Source organism: Firmicutes bacterium HGW-Firmicutes-1 (genome assembly GCA_002841625.1).
Lineage (GTDB): Bacteria > Bacillota > Clostridia > Lachnospirales > Vallitaleaceae > HGW-1.
On record PHAG01000012.1, the window covers coordinates 63,778 to 88,602 of the forward strand.

The 24,825-nt window shown below is 33.6% G+C and carries 20 protein-coding genes; 19 read left to right on the forward strand and 1 reads right to left on the reverse strand.

The genetic code is table 11. The features are described from left to right. Positions 1–29: 29 nt before the first annotated feature. The 7 genes from CVU84_14775 (at position 30) to CVU84_14805 (ending at position 9,625) form a co-directional block, all read left to right on the forward strand. Positions 30–1,673 (forward strand): DNA-binding response regulator, encoded by a 1,644-nt coding sequence (locus CVU84_14775; protein PKM93627.1) that lies wholly within the window; start codon positions 30–32, stop codon positions 1,671–1,673. Between the two features lie 156 nt (positions 1,674–1,829). Continuing rightward, complete coding sequence (locus CVU84_14780) at positions 1,830–3,584, forward strand: sensor histidine kinase (protein ID PKM93628.1); 1,755 nt, start codon at positions 1,830–1,832, stop codon at positions 3,582–3,584. Between the two features lie 2 nt (positions 3,585–3,586). After that, on the forward strand, positions 3,587–4,555 hold the full coding sequence (locus tag CVU84_14785) for a hypothetical protein (GenBank protein PKM93629.1): 969 nt from the start codon (positions 3,587–3,589) through the stop codon (positions 4,553–4,555). A gap of 183 nt (positions 4,556–4,738) precedes the next feature. Further along, on the forward strand, positions 4,739–5,776 hold the full coding sequence (locus CVU84_14790) for a galactose/glucose ABC transporter substrate-binding protein MglB (GenBank protein ID PKM93630.1): 1,038 nt from the start codon (positions 4,739–4,741) through the stop codon (positions 5,774–5,776). Positions 5,777–5,908: 132 nt separating this feature from the next. Beyond that, on the forward strand, positions 5,909–7,411 hold the full coding sequence (locus CVU84_14795; protein ID PKM93671.1) for a galactose/methyl galactoside ABC transporter ATP-binding protein MglA: 1,503 nt from the start codon (positions 5,909–5,911) through the stop codon (positions 7,409–7,411). An 11-nt stretch (positions 7,412–7,422) separates the two neighbouring features. Further along, positions 7,423–8,460: a galactose/methyl galactoside ABC transporter permease MglC gene (locus tag CVU84_14800; GenBank protein PKM93631.1), complete on the forward strand. Its 1,038-nt coding sequence runs from the start codon at positions 7,423–7,425 to the stop codon at positions 8,458–8,460. A gap of 142 nt (positions 8,461–8,602) precedes the next feature. Beyond that, the gene (locus CVU84_14805; protein ID PKM93632.1) at positions 8,603–9,625 is read left to right on the forward strand and encodes a methyl-galactoside ABC transporter substrate-binding protein; all 1,023 of its coding nucleotides are present in this window, start codon (positions 8,603–8,605) and stop codon (positions 9,623–9,625) included. 22 nt (positions 9,626–9,647) lie between these two features. Here CVU84_14805 and CVU84_14810 read toward each other — a convergent pair whose 3' ends face one another. Beyond that, the gene (locus CVU84_14810; protein ID PKM93633.1) at positions 9,648–11,888 is read right to left on the reverse strand and encodes a beta-galactosidase; all 2,241 of its coding nucleotides are present in this window, start codon (positions 11,886–11,888) and stop codon (positions 9,648–9,650) included. Between the two features lie 119 nt (positions 11,889–12,007). Here CVU84_14810 and CVU84_14815 point away from each other — a divergent pair, with 119 nt between their 5' ends. The 12 genes from CVU84_14815 (at position 12,008) to CVU84_14870 (ending at position 24,806) form a co-directional block, all read left to right on the forward strand. Continuing rightward, positions 12,008–12,829, forward strand: coding sequence for a hypothetical protein (locus tag CVU84_14815; GenBank protein ID PKM93634.1), 822 nt, complete (start codon positions 12,008–12,010; stop codon positions 12,827–12,829). A 165-nt stretch (positions 12,830–12,994) separates the two neighbouring features. After that, positions 12,995–14,065 carry a branched chain amino acid aminotransferase gene (locus tag CVU84_14820; protein ID PKM93635.1) on the forward strand — a complete coding sequence of 357 codons (1,071 nt, stop codon included), beginning with the start codon at positions 12,995–12,997 and terminating at the stop codon, positions 14,063–14,065. Positions 14,066–14,131: 66 nt separating this feature from the next. After that, positions 14,132–14,974, forward strand: coding sequence for a hypothetical protein (locus CVU84_14825; protein PKM93636.1), 843 nt, complete (start codon positions 14,132–14,134; stop codon positions 14,972–14,974). A 119-nt stretch (positions 14,975–15,093) separates the two neighbouring features. Continuing rightward, positions 15,094–16,467 carry a hypothetical protein gene (locus CVU84_14830; protein ID PKM93637.1) on the forward strand — a complete coding sequence of 458 codons (1,374 nt, stop codon included), beginning with the start codon at positions 15,094–15,096 and terminating at the stop codon, positions 16,465–16,467. 279 nt (positions 16,468–16,746) lie between these two features. Beyond that, positions 16,747–17,592, forward strand: a complete 846-nt coding sequence (amrS, locus tag CVU84_14835; protein PKM93638.1) for an AmmeMemoRadiSam system radical SAM enzyme — start codon at positions 16,747–16,749, stop codon at positions 17,590–17,592. A gap of 4 nt (positions 17,593–17,596) precedes the next feature. Beyond that, a complete protein-coding gene (locus CVU84_14840; GenBank protein PKM93639.1) occupies positions 17,597–19,024 on the forward strand; it encodes an AMMECR1 domain-containing protein in 1,428 nt (475 codons plus the stop codon). A gap of 77 nt (positions 19,025–19,101) precedes the next feature. After that, on the forward strand, positions 19,102–20,103 hold the full coding sequence (locus CVU84_14845) for a hypothetical protein (protein PKM93640.1): 1,002 nt from the start codon (positions 19,102–19,104) through the stop codon (positions 20,101–20,103). Between the two features lie 27 nt (positions 20,104–20,130). Further along, complete coding sequence (locus CVU84_14850) at positions 20,131–20,757, forward strand: hypothetical protein (GenBank protein PKM93641.1); 627 nt, start codon at positions 20,131–20,133, stop codon at positions 20,755–20,757. Beyond that, entirely contained in the window at positions 20,754–21,806 is a 1,053-nt protein-coding gene (locus tag CVU84_14855; protein PKM93642.1) for a hypothetical protein, read from the forward strand. Before CVU84_14850 ends, CVU84_14855 begins: the two co-directional genes overlap by 4 nt. Positions 21,807–21,809: 3 nt before the next feature. Then, on the forward strand, positions 21,810–22,787 hold the full coding sequence (locus tag CVU84_14860) for a magnesium chelatase (GenBank protein ID PKM93643.1): 978 nt from the start codon (positions 21,810–21,812) through the stop codon (positions 22,785–22,787). Positions 22,788–22,797: 10 nt separating this feature from the next. Next, positions 22,798–24,099 carry a hypothetical protein gene (locus tag CVU84_14865; protein PKM93644.1) on the forward strand — a complete coding sequence of 434 codons (1,302 nt, stop codon included), beginning with the start codon at positions 22,798–22,800 and terminating at the stop codon, positions 24,097–24,099. An 11-nt stretch (positions 24,100–24,110) separates the two neighbouring features. After that, positions 24,111–24,806 (forward strand): hypothetical protein, encoded by a 696-nt coding sequence (locus CVU84_14870; protein ID PKM93645.1) that lies wholly within the window; start codon positions 24,111–24,113, stop codon positions 24,804–24,806. Positions 24,807–24,825: the final 19 nt, after the last annotated feature.

Genomic DNA, 24,825 nt, shown 5'->3' on the forward strand with positions numbered 1-24,825 from the left:
AGTTAAATCGGTTCAAAGGAGAAAATGATATGTATCGATTAATGCTAGTAGATGATGAATATGCAGTAAGAAGACATGTAATAGATAAGATTAATTGGCAACAATATGATTTTGAGATTGTATGTCAAGCTGAAAATGGCAAAGAGGCCTATGAGTTATTTGAACAATATTTGCCAGATGTTGTTATTACTGATATTAAAATGCCATTTATGGATGGTCTAGAGTTATCTGAAAAGATATTTGAAAAGTATCCATATACAAAAATAATTGTACTAACAGGATTTGATGAATTTGAATATGCAAAAAAGAGCATAAGCTTACATATTATGAATTACATTTTAAAGCCAATATCAGCGAGTTCACTCATTGAGGTTTTACAAGAAGTTAAATTGAAATTAGATGAAGAAATAAAACAGAAACGTGATACAGATAGATTAAGAGAGTATTATCAAAAAAGTTACCCCTTGCTGCGCGATAAATTTTTAGAGGATTTTGTAAAAGGGGAATATTTAGCTGATGAAGTAGACGAATGGCTTTGTTATTATCAGATTCCACTTAAAGCAAACTATTATTTGGTATCCGTTATTCAAATTGACAATTTTTATAAAGAACGACAATTTATTGATATGAAAGATACCGAGTTTAAAAAGATGGCTTTGCTTGAGCTTGTAGAAGAAATCAATAAAAAGGAAGATTTAGGTATCTGTTTTTTGTCCAATAATCAAGTGAATATCATAGCCCAAGACAATACCATTTCAGAAAATGAGTTTTTGAGTAGCATCACTAAGAAGCTAGAAATGATTAGACAAGGCATAGAAAAATATCAAACCTTTACCATTACGATTGGAGTTGGGCATGTTTGTATGAGTTTATCGGATATTCCTAGCTCAAGAAAAAGTGCTTTAAGTGCCCACGACTACAAACTGATAACTGGCAATAATCGGATTATTTATATCAATGATTTGGAGCCAAATGAAGGAATTTCTTTAGAATTTAAAGACATTGATGAACGCGGCGTTATTAGAATGTTAAAATCAGGTGCAGTAAATGAATTTCATGATTATATTAATCAAGTTTTTAATCATATAGCTTCTAACAACCATAAATCAAATGGAAATCAACTATATTTATTTGAACTAGTAACTCAAATGATTATTACTTCAAAAGAGTTAAAAATCGACTTATCAAAAGCAGAGGGTACAGAGTTTAACTTGTTTAAATTACTAGGTGAAGACCAACAATTAGATCAGCTAAAGGACAAAATCTTGCTGCTTGGTGATTATGTTATGGAAGAAGGTGTTAAATCCAGACAAATCACAACAGATAATTTGGTTACCTTAGCAAAAGCTTATGTTCAAAAGGAATACAAGGATAGCGATCTGAGTATTCAAAAGATATGTGATTATCTTAATTATAGTCCGAATTATTTTAGTTCGGTTTTTAAAAAAGAGACTGGGATATCATTTATGAATTATCTAATGGATAGACGATTGGAAGCGGCTAAAGAACTTTTGCTGACAACAGAATTAAAATCCTTAGAAATAGCACTTGAAGTAGGATTTTCATCATCAAATTATTTTGCATATTGCTTCAAAAAACAATTGAATATTTCGCCCATGCAATATCGAAAAGACAATATATTAACCGAATGGAAGAAGTCCCCCACTTCTTAAGTGGGGGAACTAATTCCAACATCAGTGGGGGTCAAAGCCCCCACTGATGTGCAAGCGAAGCTTGCATTCGGTTACGAAACCGTAGCGAATGCGGAGGTTTTGTAACACTTAAAAATCTAATTATGATTTATCATCATTTTTATATATGGAGGCCATATGATTAAATGGAAAACCCATGTAATGTCAAAAGGTTATAGTATTCAGTATATTATCGCAATTTCGACAATTATCGTAGCAATACTACCGATGATTTATACAGGTTTGTCCATATATGAAAAGTATTCAGATCAAATTATCGAGAATTCAAAGGTATATACTGGACAAATAATGGAACAGCTAAAAATAAATATTGACGATTATTTAGCCCAAGGGATTACTAGTCATAGTGATGTTGAAAATCTGTTGATGAACAATACAAGTGAAAACGACACTTCGGCGATTACCAATCTCAATATGTACTATTCATCGAGAAATGATATTGTTTCTATTTCTTTGTTTCATCTTGATGGTACTTTAATGAATACCGTTCCTAACTTACCACTAGCTGAAAATATTCAAATTTCAAAAGAAGACTGGTACCAAAACGTGATAGATCAAAACTCCATTTACTTTGTTTCTGATCCACATATTCAAAGGATTATTCAAGGTCAATATAAATGGGTGGTATCTATTTGCAAAGTAGTTGATTTTGGGGGGGCAAATACTGAGAAAAAAGCTATTTTAGTTGTGGATATGAGTTTGCAACCTCTCGTTGAATTGTGCGATAATTTAAATCTTGGGGGTAGTGGTTATGTATATATTGTAAATGAAGTTGATGAAATTATTTATCATCCACAGCAAGCAGTCGTTTTTTCAAGGTTAAAAGAAGAAATTTCTTACAAGTATAACGAACAAGGTGAAACCTATAGGAATTCCCAAGGGGATGAGGTGCTAATTGTAAATAACAGCTTGAACTTTGTAAATTGGGATTTGATAGGGGTCTCCTATATTAAAAATATATCAGATCGAAATGTTCAAATTGCAAAAGAGATTATGGTAACCATTCCAATTATTTTGATTATTGTTGTGCTATTATCTTGGTATATATCGTATAAGATTTCCTTGCCAATTAAAGAATTAGGTAATCATATGAAGATTGTTGAAAAAGGTAATTTCGATATTCAATTGGATTTGAAAAATGGTGAATTAGAAGTAATGAATTTAACTGCCACTTTTAATATCATGGTAAAGCGGATTAAAGAATTAATAGATGAGAACAAAAAAGAACAGGAAGCAAAGAGGCATAATGAATTAAATGTTCTACAAGCCCAAATAAATCCTCATTTTTTATACAATACACTAGATTCTATCATGTGGATGGCAGAAGCGGGAATGAGTGAGGATGTTGTTTTGATGGTTACAGCTCTTGCGAAATTATTTAGAATAAGCATTAGTAAGGGTCAAAATATTATTGCAGTTGAAGAAGAATTAGAACATGCAAAAAATTATTTGTTAATACAAAAAATAAGGTACAAAGAGAAATTTAATTTTTCAATTTATGCTAGTGATGAAGTGAAAGCGCTTAAAACTGTTAAACTCATTCTCCAACCGGTTATTGAAAATGCCATTTATCACGGGATTGAATACATGGTTGATTTAGGAGAAATTGATATTTATGCTGAAATTGTTGGAGGAAAGTTGCTCTATACGGTAAAAGACAACGGTCTTGGAATGACGCCTGAAGTACTTGAATCTATTCGTAAAGGCACCATAGAAGTGAACCCTAACAAAGGTGGAAGTGGCGTAGGTGTAAGTAATGTGAACCAACGTATTAAATTAAGATATGGGAATGAATATGGAATGGAAATCACTAGTGAAGAAGAAGTTGGAACAGAAGTGAAAATATGGTTGCCCATTATTCGAGGTGAGTAAATATGAAGATTGATCAAAGGAATGGTGTAATTTGGCTTGTTGCAGGACTAATCATTATGCTAATCGTTTTGTATCGGCTAAATGGAGATTTTGAACAAACCGAAAAGATGCAAATAACCATCATCACAAAATCTAAATATGGCGAAAACTGGGAGACAATTTCAAAAGGGATTCAAGCTGGAGCCAATGAATTTGGTGTAACCGTTAAGCTTCTCGCCCCAGACAGCAATAAGGATGTAGAAGCGCAGAAAACCTTGCTTCAAGCTGCATCAACAAATGGAACGGATGCGATTATTATCGCACCCATTGATTATAAGGTGCTTAACGAAACAATGGAAGATTTGAGTAAACAAGGTATACCAATGATTACAATGGTATCAAGAAATGAACGGTATCCGAATAAGTACTATATTGGACTTGATCATTACGAAACAGGGAAAAAAATAGGTCGAGTAATCGTTAAAGAAATAGGTACCAAAGGAGTGGTTTCTCTAATGGGTATGGTAGAATTATCAGATGATAATGTAATGAGGGAAAAAGGCATTCGGGATTATTTAAGTGAACATACTTCTATAAGCATCGTAGAAAAGGTGGAGAATATTACCGGTGAATTTTCAATAACGATGCATACGAATAATATGTTAAAAAAGCATCCAGAAATCAATGCATTTGTGGGCATAGATGAGGAAGCTACGAGAGGTATTTGCTTGGCATTGAAAAACAAAAAGCCAGGATTAACGGTTATTGGGTATGGTAGTAGCCATGACATTGTAAACAACTTAGAATTAAAAGTAATAGACAAGCTCGTTGTACCCAATTATTTTGGGATTGGTTACATGGCAATAAAAAATACGGTAGATTATATGAATAAAAAGGAGTTTGATGAAATCACATATATTGAGCCAATGGTTATCGATTTGGACAGTGTATACGATGAAAACGTACAAAAGGTATTGTTTTCTATTCAATAATACAATGAAGTATAGATTTTAGGATCTATACTTTATTTATTATATCCAAAATTAAGAATTAAATGAATGAATTGTAGTAGAAATTCAACAACTAATCGTAGAATTTCTTGCGCAATTGTTTGATAACTTCTTTATAATAAGGTTTGTAATCATTAACTATTATCTCAATTAGGGGGTTTATCAATGAAGAAAAGTTTAGCAATATTATTAGTATTGGCTTTATCAATTGGTCTTTTTGCAGGCTGTGCTAAAGAAGCAGTTGAAACATCAGGTGGTGGAGAACTACCAAATATCGGTGTAACTATTTATAAATATGATGATAACTTCATGTCATTTGTAAGAAGAGCTATTGAAAAAAATGCTGAAGGCAATGCAACTCTAGAATTAAATGATTCACAAAATGACCAAGCAAAACAAAACGAACAAGTTGATTTAATGATTTCTAAAGGTGTAAATGTATTGGCAATTAACTTAGTTGATCCACAAGCGGCTGCTTCAATTATTACAAAAGCAAAAGATGCTGGCCTACCATTGGTTTTCTTTAACAAAGAACCAAGTGCAACAGACATGGCAAGTTATGATAAATGCTGGTATGTTGGAACTGCTTCAGCAGAAGCTGGTGTTATTCAAGGAGAATTAATTCTTGAATCATGGAAAGCTCATCCAGAATGGGATAAAAATGGCGACGGAATTATGCAATATGTTTTACTTAAAGGTGAACCAGGACATCCAGACGCAGAAGCTCGTACAACTTTCGCAGTATCAACAGTAACAGATGCAGGCGTTAAAGTTGAAGAATTAGAACTTCAAACTGGTATGTGGGATACAGTAAAAGCGAAAGAACTTATGGACACATGGTTATCAAAACATGGTGATGCGATTGAGTATGTTATCGCTAATAATGATGGTATGGCACTTGGTGCAGTTTCTTCTCTACAAGCAGAAGGATATTTCACAGGCGACAAGTTTATGCCAGTAGTTGGTGTAGATGCTATTCCTGACGTATTAACAAAAATTGAAGAAGGTACTATGGTTGGTACAGTACTTAATGATGCTGCAAACCAAGGTAAAGCTACTGTAGATTTATCTAGAAACGTTGCACAAGGTAAAGATCCATTAGATGGTACTACATGGGTACTTGATGAATCTAAAGCAGTTCGTGTTCCTTATGTAGCAGTTACTATGGAAAATCTTGAAATGGCTAAAAAATCATACGAATAATACATAGTAAATAGCAAATATTTATTGCCGAAGATGTCAATGGCATCTTCGGCTTTGATATAGCTTTCGAAACATTATTTGATAGGATAGTATCAATACAGGAGGTTTAAGATGGTCGATATAACCCAAGAAATTGCTAATAAACCATTTATATTAGAAATGAAGAATATGTCTAAGTCCTTTCCTGGGGTTAAAGCTCTTGATCAAGCGATGCTTTCGGTAAGAGAAGGGACTGTGCATGCTTTACTTGGTGAAAATGGTGCGGGCAAGTCCACTTTGATGAAGTGTTTGTTTGGCATTTACCATGAAGATGAAGGGGAAATCATATTTAATCATCAAAAATTGAAAGTCTCTTCAGCAAAGCAAGCACTTGATCATGGCATTTCAATGGTACATCAAGAATTAAATCAAGTTAAAGATATGAGAATTATGGACAATATTTGGCTGGGTAGATTCCCAACAAAAGGCCCCTTTGCTGATGAAGTGAAAATGTATCAAGCGACAGCAAAAATATTTAAAGAGTTAGAAATAACGCTAAATCCCAAACAAAGGGTAAGAAATCTTTCGGTTTCGGAAAGTCAAATGACAGAAATAGCAAAAGCTGTTTCCTATGATTCCAAGGTTATTGTTATGGATGAACCTACATCCTCATTAACAGAAACAGAAGTGAAGCACTTATTTAGGATTATTCGATCTTTAAAAGCAAGAGGTGTTGGAATCATCTATATTTCTCATAAAATGGAAGAAATTAAAGAAATATCTGATGAAGTAACTATCATGAGAGATGGTAAATACATAGCAACGAGAAATTCGAACGAAGTAACTACGGATGAGATTATAAGCTTAATGGTAGGTAGAGATTTGACCAATCGTTTTCCAGTTAAAGTCAATAAACCAGGCAAAGTTATCATGAAGGTGGAAAATTTAACTTCATTACATCAACCAGCAGTGATTGATGCAAGCTTTGAACTAAGAAAAGGGGAAATACTTGGCATAGCAGGTTTGGTTGGTTCTAGAAGAACAGAATTATTAGAAACCATTTTTGGTACCCGCGTTAAAAAATCAGGAACCATTTATTTGAATGGCAAAGAGATTAAAAATAAACATCCTAAAGAATCAATTAAAAATGGATTTGCATTGGTTACAGAGGAACGTCGTGAAACAGGGATATTTGGTGTTTCAAATATATTATTTAATTCAGTAATAGCGAATTTAAAAAGATATGTTCTTCCAATCCAATTATTAGATAATAAAAAGATGCAAGAAGATACACAGTGGGTAATCAATAGCATGTCCGTAAAAACACCATCACAAAAAACGCGAATTCAATCTCTATCAGGTGGAAACCAACAGAAGGTTATTTTAGGTCGATGGTTATTAACTGAGCCAGATGTTTTGCTATTAGATGAGCCAACAAGAGGTATTGATGTTGGTGCTAAGTATGATATATACGAATTAATGATAGAGCTGGCAGCAAAAGAAAAGGCAGTCATCATGGTTTCCTCTGAGATGCCAGAGCTAATAGGTGTTACAGATCGTATACTTGTTATGAGTAATGGTCGTGTAGCTGGGATTGTTAATACCGATGAAACAAATCAAGAAGAAATTCTTAGGCTAGCTGCCAAATACTTATAAGGAGTGAAAATATGGAAGAAAAAGTTATAAATTCAAGAAAGAACATGTATGACAATATTACGAAGTGGATGATGAATAATGCGATCTACTTGGTATTGTTAGCCCTACTAATTATAATCATTATTATTTCACCTGATTTTATATCTCTTAGAAACTTTAAAAACATATTAGCACAAGCCTCCACTCGTGTTATTATGGCACTTGGTGTAGGGGGAATCATTGTTGCAAAAGGAACGGATTTATCCTTAGGACGACAAGTAGGATTAGCCGCTGTTATTTCAGCTTCCTTACTACAAGATATCAACTATGAATATAGAATGTACCCCGAATTACCAGTACTAAAGATTATTATCCCTATTTTAATTGTTATGCTTGTAACGGCATTATTTAGTACGTTAAATGGTTTTATCGTTGCTAAGCTACATGTAGATCCATTTATTGCTACCTTAGGTATGATGGTTATTGTTTATGGGGTTAATTCCATTTACTATGACCGACCACCTTATGGAGCTCAACCTATTGGTGGACTAGATAAGAGATTTACTGGCTTTGCACAAGGATCTATACATATAGGTCCCATTGATATCCCTCTATTGATTATTTATGCTATGATTATTATTGGAATCATGTGGGTAATATGGACGAAAACAAGCTTCGGTAAAAATATGTTTGCCATTGGTGGCAATAAAGAAGCCGCCTTGGTATCAGGTGTAAATGTTGTATTATGCACGATTTTAGTGTATACCTTAGCTGGCTTATTATATGGTCTTGGTGGATCCCTTGAAGCAGCGAGAATTGGTAGCGCAACAAACAATACCGGGAATATGTATGAATTAGATGCAATATCGGCCTGTATTGTTGGAGGGTTATCCTTCAATGGAGGAGTTGGCTCGATATCTGGTATTGTTACTGGTGTACTCATCTTTCAGGTTATAGCGTATGGGTTATCATTTATAGGGGTAAATCCATATTTGCAGTTTATAATAAAAGGATTAATTATTATTATTGCAGTAGCTATTGACTCAAGAAAGCACGGTAAAAATAAGTAAATCCGTTTTAATTCCCATAGTTTGACAAAAAGACTAATAACAGGATGTTTCATTAGTCTTTTTGTATTTTATTACTTGATGAAAAATAAGGTTTCTAGTAAAATAAAAAGTACTAAGATATGATGATAAGGAGAAAATTCCTATGAAAAGAGCAAAACGAAATCTTATTATTATAAATATATTTCTGTTATCAATTCTAATTGTGGGTTGTTCAAAGGGGAATAGCGATATTTCAGCAATTCAGGTATCAGATTCTTTTAAAATAGGTGTGCTAATTTATCGATTTGATGATCAATTTATTTCTTCTGTAATTGATGTAATTGAAGAAGAAGCAGAAAAATTGAATGAAATAAGTCCTAAGAAACTTGAAGTTACCATTTTTGACGGTAAAAATCAACAAGATATACAAACAGATCAGATGAAACAGCTCATTAAGGACGATTTCGATGCACTTGCAATAAATCTAGTTGATAGAAGCAAAGCATCTGTCATTATTAACTTAGCTAAAGAAGCAGATATACCAGTTATTTTTTTTAATCGAGAACCTGTACAGGTTGACATGGCAAGATGGGATAAAATTTATTACGTGGGTACAAAAGGAGAAGAATCTGGATTGATTCAGGGAGAGATAGCAGGTGAATATTGGCTAGCACATCCAGAAGCTGATAAAAATGGGGATGGCATTATGCAATTTGTTCTGATTGAAGGACAGCCAGGACATCAAGACGTGATTCCTCGTTCTAGATATAGTGTGCAAGCACTTCAAGACATGAACATACAAGTAGAAGAACTTGTGAGGGATACAGCGAATTGGCAAAGATTAGAGGCGCAAGATTTAATGAATAACTGGTTAGATTATTTTGGTGATGATATTGAGATGGTTTTATCCAACAATGATTCAATGGCGTTAGGTGCTATTGATGCCATGCGCGATCATGGTACTGAAATATTGCCGGTAGTTGGAATTGATGGAATAGATTTGGCGAGAGAAGCTTTGTATAAAGGTGAAATTATTGGAACAGTATTCAATGATAATTTAGGGCAAGGTAAAATGGTTATGGATATGGCATACTATCTAGCCCAAGATTTAGATCCTACACTTTTTATTGATCATATTGAAGATGGTACCTATTACTGGGTAAATTATCAAAAGATTATCGATTGAATAAGCTGTTCCATTAAATGTGTTATTTTACAACGTTAATTACTATATTTGCGTTTAAATTGCAACAGGTGGCATGAATGGTAATGGTTCCCACCTCACCAGTAGTTTTGATCCATGCACCTCTGCAACCGCCAATGAGTGAAAAAGTGGAAGGGCCAATAAGTAGAGCAGGACCATTCAATGACACTGTTACAATTTCGTCGGTGTATGGTAATTCATGATTTGATTGATCCAATAGTTTAAAGACAATTCTTGTCGTATCTATTTCAGCAGAGCGTAAAACCAAGTCATCTGCTTCCATGAAAAGTGTAGTAGGGAGTGGATTTTTGATATAGGTTTCCCTGATTCTTTCTTCATGATTCACATAGCCAACAAGAGTAATATCTCCAAAAGACATGCCCCATTGACTATCTAATTTATCGATGATAATAGGTGGATAGGTTACTCCAGGGTAACGATCTTTAGCAGGGCAGTAGGTGCCAATAAGTTTGTCTTCAGTTAAGAGTTGTATGCTGTCACAGTTTGTAAAAATAGTCAAAGGGGCAACGCCACCTATAGCTCTTTCTCCTCTGCTATAACGAGTAACTGCGTCCATAACAATCATTTTTTTAGGGCTTACTTGGCTTTTGTAAAATGCAGCTGCATATTTAGGAATTCTAAACATGTCCATTACGCCGTGATAACAGATTCTATCACCAGAACCAAAATCAAAATGTGTATTGTAATCAAAGGCGCACCAACCAATTGCACCACTCTTATGAGGATCAAGAGCTGCTGCATTATGTACGGATAAGTGTCTTAAGGCGTGTTCATTTAACCGTTCTTCTTGGTCGTAACGCTTTGTTGGATACATATGTCCATTAAATTCGGTTACCAAGTAAGGCACATGATGATCTAATCCTGTCACCTCTTGTTGAGGTCGCAAAACACGTTGTTCGCTAGGGTCTCCAAGAGTGAAATCATTCATAGTGTACACATCTTCTAATAATTCACTACCTTGAATACATCTAACACCACCTGTTGGTCTTGTGTCATCTAATTCATGTGCTATTTTGTTCGTTTCAAGAAAGAAATCATGATCATCGGAAGATTCATTAATACGAACACCCCAAATAATAATTGATGGATGATTAAAATCTCTAACAATCATTTCTCGCACATTTTCACAAGCAACCTTTTTCCAATTTTCATCTCCAATGTGTTGCCAACCAGGGATTTCTTCAAATACCAAGAGGCCTATTTCATCACATCTATCAAGGAAATGTTTGGATTGAGGATAATGAGAGGTTCTAACTGTATTTAAACTAAGCTCATATTTGAGTATATCAGCATCCTTTATTTGAGCGCGTTTTGGCATAGCATAGCCCACATATGGAAATGCTTGATGTCTATTGAGTCCTCTTATTTTAAGGGGTTGCCCGTTGAGGAAGAAACCGTTAGGAGTGAAAGTAGCTGTTCTAAATCCAATCTTCGTTTCAAAGGCATCTATTAAGTGTCCATTTTGTAAAAGAGTAATCTTAAGTATGTACAAAACGGGAGTATCGATATCCCAAAGCTTTATATTTTCTAAATCAATGAAGTTAAGGACGTGGTTTTCTTGTAGACTATTTATAGTTATTTCTTTTTGTGTGTTAGCTATTGCACTACCCTCTTGTGATCGTAGTTGAGCAGTAATGGTGAGAGAAGTAGGAATCATATTATTGTTTTGTATGATAATGGTTGCTTCAACCTTCTTTTTAGGAGATAAAACTTGGTTTGTTCTTGCGAATACATTCTCTATGTGTACGGGATGAACAAAGCGAAGATTAACCTCTCTATAGATACCACCATAGGTTAAATAGTCAATTACAAAACCAAAGGGAGGGATATCATCTCGTTCGGTAGAATCTACCATTACAACCAAGATGTTTTCCTCAGTGTAATTTATATGGGGAGTTAATTCAAAGGAAAAGGGTGTATAACCACCTTTGTGCTCACCTAAATAAATGCCATTTATATATACTTGGGCATATGTCATGACACCTTCAAAATCAACATAAATAGATTGATCTTTGTTGGTTTCAGTTATTGTAAAACACTTTCGATAACAGGAAACAAATTGATAGATTTTTTCATCGAAATAGTTATAGGGTATTTCTTGATTCGTATGGGGGAGTGAAACAATTTGAAAGTTATCAGGCAAATACTCTTTTTCTGTATACTTGATATCAAAAGACGGTATAAATTGCCACTCCATATTAAAAGGTTTTATTACTCTTGACATATAAATCCCTCCTGAATATAATTATATTAATATTATACATTCTTTCGAATTGTTAATAAATAACTATATTTTAATTTCCGTATAAATATATGAATATCTAACGTGGAAAGGAGTATGATATGCCCCAATATTTTCCCACAATTAATAAGGATCAAATGCGTTTGCCTATTTACTTAAAAACAATAGGTATTCATTATGAAGAAACCATCGTAAATCGTCCACAAGGATTCCCATCATTTCAGTGGATACAATGTGTTTTTGGAGAGGGCTTATTTCAGTATGATCAAAAAGAATATACGATTCGTAGTGGTCAAGGCTTATTTATCTATCCTCATATTCCACATAGTTATTATGCACTTGAAAAGCCATGGATTACCAATTGGGTAAGTTTTGATGGGTATAGTATAAAGACTTTGTTGGAAGGTTTACATATGAATAAAACAGGCATCTATGAAGTTTTAAATAAGCCATTATTAGAAAGTAGGTTCCACGAATGCTTTCAACTAGCTACTTCAAAAGGCATATATGAAAATATAGAAACCTCTGCATTTTTGTTCCAATTCATTGTTGATATCGCAAAGCATACGGAACCCCTTGAGAAGGTTTCGCTAAATAATCATAAAAATAAATTAGAGTCTGTGCTTAAGTATATCGAGGAGTATTATTCTAACGAAATCACAATTGAGCAATTGGCAGAGTTGGTAAATGTAACGCCGCAGTATCTGTGCGTTCTTTTTCAAAGAATTGTTAAGAAACGACCTTTTGAATATATTAATCAAGTACGTATCAATAAGAGTAAAGAGTTGATTTTAACCAATCGAACAACCTCTATAGCGACAATAAGCAAAAAGGTTGGCTTTGAAAGTCCAAGTTATTATGGGGTACAATTTAGAAAAATGGAAGGCATGACTCCAGGTCAATTTAAAGACTTATTTGATTGACATAACAATAAAGTTTTTTGAACAGATGAGCTTTTTAGTAATCATTGACATTTTCAATGAATAGTTCTATTATTATGAAAGAAAGAAATTATTTTAGAGCCAGATTATCCTCGGGCAAGCCCGATTGCTATAATATTAAATCATCTTACAAAGGGGAATTTTAAAATGCTAAATATTAAAGTAGAAAAAACAACGCAACCAAAACAAAAGCCAAATGATCCTGATAATTTAGGGTTTGGACAATACTTTTCAGATCATATGTTTGAAATGACTTATACTGAAGGCAGAGGCTGGCATGATCCAGAAATCAAACCGTATCAACCAATTATTTTAGATCCATCTGCAATGGTTTTCCACTATGGTCAAGAAATGTTTGAAGGCTTAAAGGCATATAAAACTGAAGATGGTAAGGTTTTACTTTTTAGACCGGAAAAAAATATTGAAAGAACAAATATTACGAATGATAGACTTTGCATTCCTAAGGTAAATGAAGAAGATATTCTTCAAGCAATAAAAGCAATAGTTGCGATAGATCAAGATTGGATTCCTGAAGCAGCTGGTACTTCTTTATATATTAGACCTTTTATTATTGCAACTGATCCATACTTAGGTGTAAGACCTTCAAACACATACAAATTTCTTATCATCGTTGGACCTGTAGGCGCATATTATAAAGAAGGAATCAATCCAGTGAAAATATGGGTTGAAAATGAATATGTACGTGCTGTAAAAGGTGGTACTGGATATGCCAAAACGGGTGGAAATTATGCGGCTAGCTTAAAGGCTCAAGTGAAAGCAAAGGAAAATGGTTATACACAAGTATTGTGGTTAGACGGAATCGAAAGAAAATATATTGAAGAAGTTGGAACCATGAATGTGTTCTTTAAGATAAATGGTGAAGTCATTACTCCTTCGCTAGAAGGTAGTATTTTACCTGGGATTACTAGAAACTCTGTAATTGAATTATTAAGATCATGGAATATAACCGTTATCGAAAGAAAGATATCAATTGATGAAGTATATGAGGCTGCAAATGTAGGAACCTTAGAAGAGGTATTTGGAACAGGTACGGCAGCAGTCATTTCGCCAGTTGGTGAATTGAATTGGGATGGAAAAATATTTAAAGTAAATGAAGCAAAAATAGGAGATTTATCTCAAAAGGTATATGATTATATAACGGGAATTCAAACAGGAAAGTTAGAAGATACCTTCAATTGGGTAGTTGAAGTGAAGTAGTAGTAAGAATGCATATGAAAGACTTTCTATTTTAGGAAGTCTTTCAGTATTATAGGGGGAGTTATTTTGGATTTATATGAAATACTATTTAGTTTTATGATATATGGATTTATTGGCTGGTTTTGGGAAACGCCCTATGTATCTATTAGACAAAGAAAATATGTAAATAGAGGCTTTCTAAATGGCCCATTTATACCTATTTATGGCTTCGGAGCATTGTTTATGATACTTTCAGAGGGTTTTCTTAGGCCAATATTACCAACAAATGATATTCTTCAGTTCTTGGTGTTGATGCTATATGCGGCTGTAATGAGCTCTATATTAGAATATGCTACATCTTATGTATTGGAACAAGCTTTTCATACAAGATGGTGGGATTATTCTGAAAAGAGGTTTCATTTAAAAGGACGAATTTGCTTATCTTATTCCATATGCTGGGGATTTGTTGGCTTTGGTATTATTAAATGGATACATCCAGTAGTTACCAATTTGATATCTAGTATTCCCCTGAAATTTGGAATAATTGTAGTCATTGTATATTGTATCATATTTTCTTTGGATGTAATAGTTACGTTTAAGGATCTGATTTCTTTGAAATCTGTTATGGCAGAACTTTTAGTCTTGACTACAGAGCTTAAAGATAAGGTTGTTGAAGGCTTTTCAGTTCAAAAAGAGAAGCTTTCTGATAGTATAGAAACAAAGCAAGTTAAAATTAAGGAAGAAATATTACATATGAAGGCTCAAGGAGAGGCAGTAATATCTGAGAAGCAGGATAGCCTAATGAAAAATTACAATTTACTTCTAGAAAAAAGTAAAAGATATTCAAGGTTTTACTATGCATTTCCAAAAGCAAGCTCTAATAAATTTCGCGATCTTATTGATGTCGTCAGAAAAAATATTAAAAGATAGCAATATGACAAGCTTATACAAGAAATGATAAATTAATAACAATTAAAGGCAAAAATGAATTGATAATTGATGCTTAAAAAGGTATAATTAAATCAATTACTTATTAGGAGGAAATCAGCTTGCTAAATATGGGTGCTAGGCGTAAAAATAATTCTCAAGAAACTTTAGATTTAGGACCAATGATTCAAGACTTAGAAGCGATTAAGTTAGGAAAACAAATAAACACAGTTGAATATGCTGGTGTTAACAAGGAAACAGTAGATAAACTCAAAGCTCTTGTTGGTTCCGATTGTTCAACACATAATTCCTTTGTTAATGAAGTAGATCAACTAATGCAAACCTTAATGACTATGGACTTTGTTAGGGAAATGATTAGAGGCGCAGAGCATCAATCAGAAATGGTCGAAACAATTGCAGCAACAAGTGAAGAAATGGCAGCAAATATAGAAGATATTGCTCAATTCGTTAAAGATTCATTAAACTCAGCTCATGATTCCAATCAGAAAGCTTTAATAAGTAAGAAATTAATGAATGAAACTGTAGAGTCCATTGAAGGAAGCTACAAAGAAACTGAATTGGCAAAAGAACAAATCATTGGTGTAAATGAACAAACACAAAAAATAGATGAAATGGTAAATATAATCATTTCAGTTGCAGCTCAAACCAATCTATTAGCACTAAATGCATCTATAGAAGCGGCTCGAGCAGGTGAAAGTGGAAAAGGCTTTGCAGTTGTTGCAAATGAAATTAAGAAACTAGCGGATCACACTAAGGAGTCTGTAAACTTTATTCAAGAAAGTGTTCGCAATCTTAGAACGCAAGTGGAAGCATCAACAGCTGCAATAGAGAAAGCAAGTGCTTCATTTTTAAAGGGCAAGAAATCTCTTGCAGAAGTATTGTTAGCCATAGAAGCCGTAGATGTATCAACAAAAGAGATTGAAGCCAATATGCAACAGATTAATTCCAATATTGAGCAACAAACCGCATCTTCTCAAGAAGTATCCTCTTCAGCTCAAATTATCAATGAGAAGACGAAGGATTTACATATGGACAGCATCAGAACGGGTAAAGGGTTTTATACCATATCCCTTGAAATTGATGACTTAAGAAAAAATCTAATAAAAAAATCAAAGGGTATTACTACTCGTGATTCTATAGAATTATGTATTACTGATCATCTTAATTGGAGATGGAGAGTATATAACATGATACTAGGAAATACTCAAATTGAGGCAAATCTAGTTGCTGACCCAAATCAAAGTAGACTCGGAAGATGGCTACAAAATTACGGTTCAAAGGAACCTGCCTTTGAGCAATCCATCAGAAGGCTTGAAGGTCCAAGGACTCGTCTTCATCAGTATGCAGAAAAAGCTGTTACTGCTTACAATAAAGGTGACATTCAAGGTGCAGAAAATTATTTGCACCAATTAGATGAAGTATCTTTGGAAATGGTTCAAATATTAAGAGAAATGCAATCGAAATGTTCAAGGTAATACATAATAGAAAATCAATCAAACTTTAAGGTAGAGGACTTTTCTAATATACAAATAATATGGGCCGTTTTCTAAGAAAACGGCCTTTATTTATCCAGTAGGATAGTTCTACTTTCCACGAAGCATAGAACAAAGCGTTAGATAGCATATATTATTATGTAACACGCTGACAAGCACTTTGTTCTTATTACACCTACGAATGAATTGTTAAAATATAATTGCAAATAATATATATAACCGAATGCGGAGCTTTTGTAACATTGAAATGAGGTGATCAAGATGAGAGAAGCATTGTATTATAAAACGACCAATAAACAGGTTGAATGTAGATTGTGTCCTCACAATTGCATGATTCTAGAAAATAAAGTTGGACGCTGTAAAGTGAGACAAAATGTAGATGGAAAGTTATATAGCTTGAATTATAATCAAATTAGTAGTATCCAAGTCGATCCTATAGAAAAGAAACCAATCATGAAATGGATGCCAGGAAGCAAAATTCTTTCCATAGGTAGTTATGGTTGTAACTTTCATTGTGGATTTTGTCAGAATCATTCTATTAGCTTAGAAATGCCCGAAACAATACAGATATCACCAGAAGAAATTGTTGGAAAAGCCCTTTCCCTAGGGCTACCCTCCATTGCTTATACTTATAACGAACCTACTGTGTTTTATGAAATGATGTTGGAGACTGCTCAGTTAGCACATGAAAAGGGGATTAAAAACGTTATAGTAACGAATGGATTCATTCATCAAGAACCTTTAAGGGAAATATTACCGTTTATTGACGCTATGAATATAGATTTAAAAGCAAATGATGATGATGCATATTCTAAGCTTGGGGGTAAAACAGTAGAGAATGTTATTGAAACCATTAAATTAGCGAGCCGATATTGCCACGTAGAAGTAACAATATTAATTGTACCCCAAATGAATGATGATCCAAATCAATTTGAACAACTACTAATTAGGTTACACAAGGCAGCACCTAATATAGTATTGCATTTATCAAGATATTTTCCAAGGTATCAATATGATGAGCCGGCTACTGATATTAAACTTATGCTTGAGTTTAAGGAAATAGCGCAGAGATACTTTAACGATGTTTATTTAGGAAATGTGAGGTAACCTTATGAAAAAATATGGAGTCTTTTTTATGCCACATCCACCTATTCTTATTCATGCTATAGGAAATGGAAAAGAACAAGAATCAAGAAGCACACTAGAAGGTATGAGTAATTTAGCTAAAGCAATACAACTTGAAAAACCTGATACAATCATCTTCATTTCACCACATGGAAACAGTTTCAGTAACGGGACCTGTATACTTTACAGTGATGAATTGTATGGTGATTTCAGTGATTTTGGAAATCGAGAAACGATGTTTCATAAAAGTGTGAACAAAGACCTGGCTATGAATATATTTAATCGACTTGAGGATGCGTTTATAACTGTGGTGCTTATGGATCAAAAAACTGCGAAACAATATGGAGTTAAAGTTCAATTAGATCATGGAGTGATGGTACCAATGCATTTTATTGATGAACACTATAGTCAGTATAAGGTTGTTCATATCACACCTGGATTTACGGACTTAGAAGAGAATTATAGGATTGGAAAGCTTATTGATGAGGCTATAAGTAATTCAGAAGAAAAAATTCTTATTGTGTGTAGTGGTGACTTATCTCATGCACTTAGTGATGAAGGACCATATCAGTATCATCCTGAAGGTAAGACCTTTGATGAAGTGGTTAGACATAGTATAGAAAATGGTGATCCATTATCCTTATTATCTCTTAGTAACCATATCATTGAAGAGGCTGCACAATGTGGTTTAAGATCTTTTTTGATGGGCTTTGGCGCAATGGATGGAGTTCATTTTGAATCAAAGGTTTTGAGCTACGAGGGTCCCTTTGGTGTTGGATATTTAACCGGAATGCTAATGAAATCTGAACAGACAAAGGAATCTTTCATTCAAGTTATGAAAGAACAGAAACAATCTCAATATACTGAAAGAACTAATAATGAAGATCAGTATATTACGTTGGCTAGAAAAACAATTGAAGAATATGTTAGAACAGGTAAGCGGTTAAATTTAGAGTATGTGAAAGAGCATTTTACAGAAGAGTTTTTCAATAATGGTATTTCAAAACGATCGGGAGTTTTTGTATCCATTCATAAAGGTGGAAAGCTTAGAGGCTGTATTGGAACAATCTCTGCAGTAGCAGATCATCTTATTGATGAAATCATCTATAATAGTATCAGTGCGTCTAGTAATGATACAAGATTTGATGCCATATCTAAAGAAGAGCTCATGGATTTAGAAATAAAGGTTGATATTCTTTTTGAACAGGAAGCAATTCACTCTAAGAAAGAATTAGATGTGAAAAAGTACGGTGTGATTGTTGAAAAAGGAGCTAAAAGAGGCTTGTTGTTACCTAATTTGGAAGGGATCGATGACGTAGAGCAACAAGTGAGCATTGCTATGCAAAAAGCGGGAATAGATCATGAAGAAGGTATGAAGCTTTATAGGTTTGAGGTAGAAAGACATGAAATCTAAGGGAATGATGTTAATTGCTTTCTTATGATAGATATGATATTATATTACAAAATATAAAGAATTATGTGAGGGAGAACATGAGAGATATATTAGGGATCAACCAGATTTTAGACAGGACGTATTTCCTGTATCAGAAAAATATAAAAAGCTTTCTGGGCTATACCGCCGTGATGTTAATGTTATGTGCCATAATGATGTATGGTATATTTTTTGTCATTAGCATTATTTTTGTTATTATTTTTATAATTGGCATCGCAATTACTGGAAGTGGTTCAGGAAATATATTGGCTGGATCTATGGGTTCTTTCAATAATGCAATCGTATGGGCAATAGTTATATATGTGGGCATAATTGTTATCATGATATTTGCATCCTCTGTTATGAAATTGATAGCAGCTGGTCCTGTGAATGCAGTTGAAGCAGCTAGGAACAGGAATAAGATTACCTTTGGCGAAATGTTCACCTATAGTTTTAAGAAGATGCTTTATGTGATTACTTCTACCCTGGCATATTATATTGTTTTGTGTGGTATTGCAATTATAGGTGTTGCAATCTATTTGCTGAATTTTGTAGCATGGCTTCAAAACGCATCAATAGAAATGAATATTATAGTTGGAGCATTTATTGGATTCATTGTATGCATTGTTAGCCTTTGGTTTGGAGTGAAGGGTGCCTTTTATTTACAAGTTGCGCTTTGTGAGAAAAAGCATTTCTTTCGTGCGATTACTGGTAGCTTTCGGTTGGTAAAGGGCCAGTTTATAAGAACTTTTGGTAATTTATTCAGTGTTATCTTGTCTTATTTTGTAGTCTATCTTAGTTTAGGTGGATTGATATCCTTGATCGTCAATTTTTTGCCAATGCTACTACAAGATAGAGAAGGTACTGGTATTTTTGCAGTTGTTATCCTTATTCAAATGGCTATGATGCTATTTCAATTTGTCTTAAGCATCGTTATTACACCGATACAATATATTGCAGTACCACTCATTTACTTTAATGAACGTAATAGGAAATATGGAGATGATTTGCATTATAAAATAGATAAACTTATTCATATCCAGAAATCAGTACTTAAATAGATATAGAATTAGGGTGGAGGATTTGTCATGGAAATGCCATCGTTTGAGGTTTTTAATGAAACAGTTGATCAACTGTTGGGAACTCTAAAATACATAAAGTTTCATGAACTAATATTTAAGATCATTGCTAAAACATTAGAATTACTTGGGCGTTTTATTGGACGTATATTTGCAAATAAATCCGCTGCAGGTGCAACCTCAATGAGTGCCAAAATTATATTAGGCATTATACTAATAACAGTGATCATGATTGTTATTATTTTAATACTATTTTTTATTATACGAAAAAGACATAAACGGAAAATTAGGTCTATTTTAGGTGAGAAAATAAATAAGGACTCTACAGTGATTACTTTCTTAGATAAGAGCAAAGTTTATGAAGAAAAAGGTGAATATAGACAAGCCGTGAGACTTCGTTTTGTAGCAATTTTATTTTTCTTACATCAAGGTCACTTTTTATACCACGATAGCACAATGACTGGTAAAGAAATGGTTGCTAAATTAAAAAAGGATAAGTTTACTGGTGTTCATGAATTTGAAAGGATTACTCAAAGGTTTAACACTATTTGGTATGGGATGACTGAAATTGAAGAGGCAGAGTTTAAGATATGGTGTGAAGAAGAAAATTTTTTATGGCAGGGGGTAAAAAAATGAAAAAGAAGAAAACCCTAACTGTTAAAAAAGCATTGCTCTATCTTTTTATTGTTATAATCGTAGGATTATATGTAGGCATTCAATTTCTAAAAAGCAATAAAACCCCAAATTCTTTTAGTAACACAGGATACTTTGGCAATTCCTTATATTATGATACCTTAAAAGAGCTTGGTTATGAGGTTTCTATTGAAATTAAGCCGATAGAAAATATAAATACAAAAGGTCTTGTAGTACTAAATGTAGCATCGGAGCTCAACACCCTAAACGAAAAGGATTATGAAAAAATATTTAAGTATGTAAAAAGTGGTGGAAGGATGTTAGTGCTATTTTCTAGTTCTGATTACATGAATGTTGATCATTCTCAATTTGAGGAATTGACTGAAGCTGAAGATGAGAATGCTGGACAAATCTATAGCAAATGGATTTCAGAGGCAAATGGAGTACTTATGTATGGAAGTATTTATTCAACAAATAATGCTGCTGTTAAAACAGATAGACAAATAGCTTATACTACTTTGATGATGCTTCATCCTTATATTGAAAAAGACGGTGTTGTATTTAACGAATACTATCTCTACGTGAGTGAGGGGAAAAGATCATTGTGGAGTGAAATACCTCAAGGCCTGAAGTTTACTATTTATCAAATTATAGTAGTGTTATTTCTATTTATTGGGTATAAGGGAAGGCGTTTCGGAGCACCTAAAATTCTATATGAAGAGGTTGAGCCAGATGAGCACCAGTATGCTAAGGCTGTAGGAGGCTTATATTATCGAGGCGGACATTATGAGGTACTTATTGCTTCATACTATAAGAACTTCATAAGCAAGGTCTATCACAAGCATTTATTGTATTCTGATCTTAATGAAGAAAATTGGATTACTGCATTTCAAAATGATAAGGAATTTAAAATAGCAAAAAAAGTGCATTCTTTTATGAAGCAGTATCAGCAGGGTGAGTTTAAGCAACTATCCAAGAAAAGAATGAAAAGTAAGATTAAGGAATTTTTAATTCACATACAAACTTTAGAAAAAAGTTTAGATCAAAAATAAAGAGTGGAGGATGTTAGAGAGATGGATATTCAAAATGTAAAAAAAATTTATGATGAAGTTCGAAATGAAGTGAAAAAGGTGATTATTGAGCAGGATAAAATGATTGAGTATGCGATTATATCTTTTTTTTGCGGAGGACACATATTAATAGAAGGTGTTCCAGGACTCGGTAAAACTCTCTTTATCAAAGCATTAACAGATAGTATGAATATGTCAAGCAATCGTATTCAATTTACACCAGATATGATGCCAGCAGACGTTGTAGGAACAAAAATATATAATATGCAATCACAGACTTTTGAGCTTAGAAAGGGTCCTATCTTTGCGAATTTAATTTTAGCGGATGAAATTAATAGAACACCCCCAAAAACACAAGCTGGTTTACTCGAAGCAATGCAAGAGGAATCTGTTTCAATTGATGGTGTTACCATGGAGCTACCGCAGCCTTTTATGGTCATGGCGACTCAAAATCCTATTGAATTTGAAGGAACTTACTCCTTACCAGAAGCACTTATTGATCGGTTTTTATTTAAAATTCAAATTGATTATCCATCCTTAGGTGGAGAAGTAGAGTTGTTAAAACGTATGAATGATATTCATACAAGAAAATTAGACTCGAAAAATTGTGGAGTACAGTCTGTATGTAGGGAAGCTGATATTTTAGCAGTTAGAAATACAATTTCTGAGATTAAGCTTGAGACCTCCTTGTATAATTATATTGTTGAAATTGTTAGAGCTACTAGAAATCATAAAGTAATTGAGATAGGTAGTAGTCCAAGAGGTGGAATTGCAATTATGAATGCAGCCAAAGCCTATGCTGCTATTCAAGGAAGAGAATTTGTGCTACCTGAGGACATTAAGGAAGTAGCAATACCTGCACTTAATCATCGTATCATTCTGATTCCAGAAGCTGAGCTTGAGGGAATTCGTGTACAAAATGTTCTTACAGAAATATTGAATACGGTCAAGGTGCCAAGATAGGAGTGATCATATGCAACCAACAAAAAGGCTTATTTTCTTAGCGGCACTAGGTGTAATATTTACTGGACTAGGGGCTTTGATTTATTTGCATATTTTTATTTTCTTTTTCTATAATATCATGCTGCTTGCATTGATTTTAGTTGATTATAGAATTACGAAGGAATCCTTTGAAATAGTAAGAGACTATGATCCAAAGCTGTCCTTATTTGCTGAAGAAGAGATGGGCTTTGTTGTATATAATAAAAGTAAATATCCACTCGCTCTTCGTATTAAAGATACGATACCTGATTTTGCTTTTGAACTAGTTACTGATTATGCGATTGGTAAAGTAATGCCCCATGAAAAAGAGAGAATTTTTTATACCTTAAACCCTAAGAAAAGGGGTATCTATTCCTTCACAGAGATCTATGTTGCATACTTAAGTCGATTGAAGCTTATTAACAAACATGTGGTATATGAAATGAAGGCAGATATTAAGGTGTATCCCAATATCAAAGATTTAAAAAAGTATCGTTTAATGGTATTTGGTGGGTACATAATGCGAGGTGGAAAAAAGATTTGGAATAAAAGAGGCGAAGGTATGGAGTTTGAAAGCCTTAGAGAATACATTTATGGCGATGCCTATAGTAAGATTAACTGGAAAGCAACAGCAAGTATGAACAAGCCAATTATCAATCAATTTGAGATTGAGAAGAACCAAGATGTCATAGCGCTCATTGATTCGGGTAGAGCCATGAGCTATGAGGTCAGAGGTTATAAAAAATTAGATTTAGCGATTAATACAGCACTTATTTTATCTGATATTGCAAATAGTAGCGGAGACAAAAGTGGGTTAATGGTATTTAATACGGAGGTTCAACAATATGTGAAACCTGCGACCGGTGGACAACATAGAAATAAGCTGCTTGAAGCGTTATATACAATTGACTATAGTAGAGAAACCTCAAATTTTGGAGAAGCGTTTACTTATCTAACACACCAACATAAAAAACGTAGTCTGATTTTTATGTTTACAGAATTTGAAACTTTGGATGAAGCCAATGAATATATGAAGGTGCTTCCTGAAATATCAAAGAGACATCTTGTGATATTGTTTATGATGACCAAGGAAAAGGTAGTTGATTTATCCTCGTCTACTGCTATTTTAGATGAAGCGCTTTTTTTGAAGGGTGCAGCTCTTGAAATATTAGAAGAAAGAAAAAAAATAATAGCTAGCTTAAAACGTAGTGGTATTATGTGTGTAGAATGCTTGCCTGATTCTTTAACTACTGATGTGATCAACCACTATATTCAATTAAAGCGAAAATATTAGAGGGAGAAAAAATGAATAAAACAATTAAAATTGTAACACCAGACAACGTTGAAATTGAATATACCTTAGCTTCTGTAGGAGTAAGAGCCGCGGCAGCAGGTATTGATTTATTAATTCATGGAACAGTTTTCCTTTTTGCAGCGATTATTGCTGCCATCGTACTAGTGGTGAATGAAGCTGACGAAGATACAATTCTCAAAATAATTGGAATTATGTTTTTGATTTATGGTGTTTTAAATTATGGTTATTATATTATTTGTGATATGTTAATGAAAGGACAGACCATTGGCAAAAAAGTTTATAAAATACGTATTATTAGAGATAATGGAGAGGGAATAACGATAGCACATGCTATGATTAGAGAATTCATTCGTGCAACCATAGATTTGGTTGGCGTTGGGTTTGTTCTTATTTTCTTGAGTAAAAAGAATAAAAGATTAGGTGATATGATGGCTTCAACGATTGTTGTTGAAGAAGAGAAAAGAACCCTAGCATATTTAGACCTAGTCTATAACACACTAGGTAAATATGATCTATCCAAAGAAGAAGCAACTCTTTTACAGGATTATTTTTCAAGGAAGGATGCCATGGAAGAAGCATCAAAAAATAGACTTCAAAAAAAATTAGTAGCTTACTTTGTCAAAAAATTAAATGTACAAGAGCATATATCAGATGAGGATGTTTTTTTGAAAAGCATTCTACAATAATAGAGGATATATAATGGAG

Excerpts from the sequence above, each read along its gene's own strand:
- CVU84_14775 (PKM93627.1), top strand. The coding sequence starts at position 30 with ATGTATCGATTAATGCTAGTAGATGATGAATATGCAGTAAGAAGACAT.
- CVU84_14780 (PKM93628.1), top strand. The coding sequence starts at position 1,830 with ATGATTAAATGGAAAACCCATGTAATGTCAAAAGGTTATAGTATTCAG.
- CVU84_14785 (PKM93629.1), top strand. The coding sequence starts at position 3,587 with ATGAAGATTGATCAAAGGAATGGTGTAATTTGGCTTGTTGCAGGACTA.
- CVU84_14790 (PKM93630.1), top strand. The coding sequence starts at position 4,739 with ATGAAGAAAAGTTTAGCAATATTATTAGTATTGGCTTTATCAATTGGT.
- CVU84_14800 (PKM93631.1), top strand. The coding sequence starts at position 7,423 with ATGGAAGAAAAAGTTATAAATTCAAGAAAGAACATGTATGACAATATT.
- CVU84_14805 (PKM93632.1), top strand. The coding sequence starts at position 8,603 with ATGAAAAGAGCAAAACGAAATCTTATTATTATAAATATATTTCTGTTA.
- CVU84_14810 (PKM93633.1), bottom strand. The coding sequence starts at position 11,888 with ATGTCAAGAGTAATAAAACCTTTTAATATGGAGTGGCAATTTATACCG.
- CVU84_14815 (PKM93634.1), top strand. The coding sequence starts at position 12,008 with ATGCCCCAATATTTTCCCACAATTAATAAGGATCAAATGCGTTTGCCT.
- CVU84_14820 (PKM93635.1), top strand. The coding sequence starts at position 12,995 with ATGCTAAATATTAAAGTAGAAAAAACAACGCAACCAAAACAAAAGCCA.
- amrS (PKM93638.1), top strand. The coding sequence starts at position 16,747 with ATGAGAGAAGCATTGTATTATAAAACGACCAATAAACAGGTTGAATGT.
- CVU84_14840 (PKM93639.1), top strand. The coding sequence starts at position 17,597 with ATGAAAAAATATGGAGTCTTTTTTATGCCACATCCACCTATTCTTATT.
- CVU84_14845 (PKM93640.1), top strand. The coding sequence starts at position 19,102 with ATGAGAGATATATTAGGGATCAACCAGATTTTAGACAGGACGTATTTC.
- CVU84_14850 (PKM93641.1), top strand. The coding sequence starts at position 20,131 with ATGGAAATGCCATCGTTTGAGGTTTTTAATGAAACAGTTGATCAACTG.
- CVU84_14855 (PKM93642.1), top strand. The coding sequence starts at position 20,754 with ATGAAAAAGAAGAAAACCCTAACTGTTAAAAAAGCATTGCTCTATCTT.
- CVU84_14865 (PKM93644.1), top strand. The coding sequence starts at position 22,798 with ATGCAACCAACAAAAAGGCTTATTTTCTTAGCGGCACTAGGTGTAATA.
- CVU84_14870 (PKM93645.1), top strand. The coding sequence starts at position 24,111 with ATGAATAAAACAATTAAAATTGTAACACCAGACAACGTTGAAATTGAA.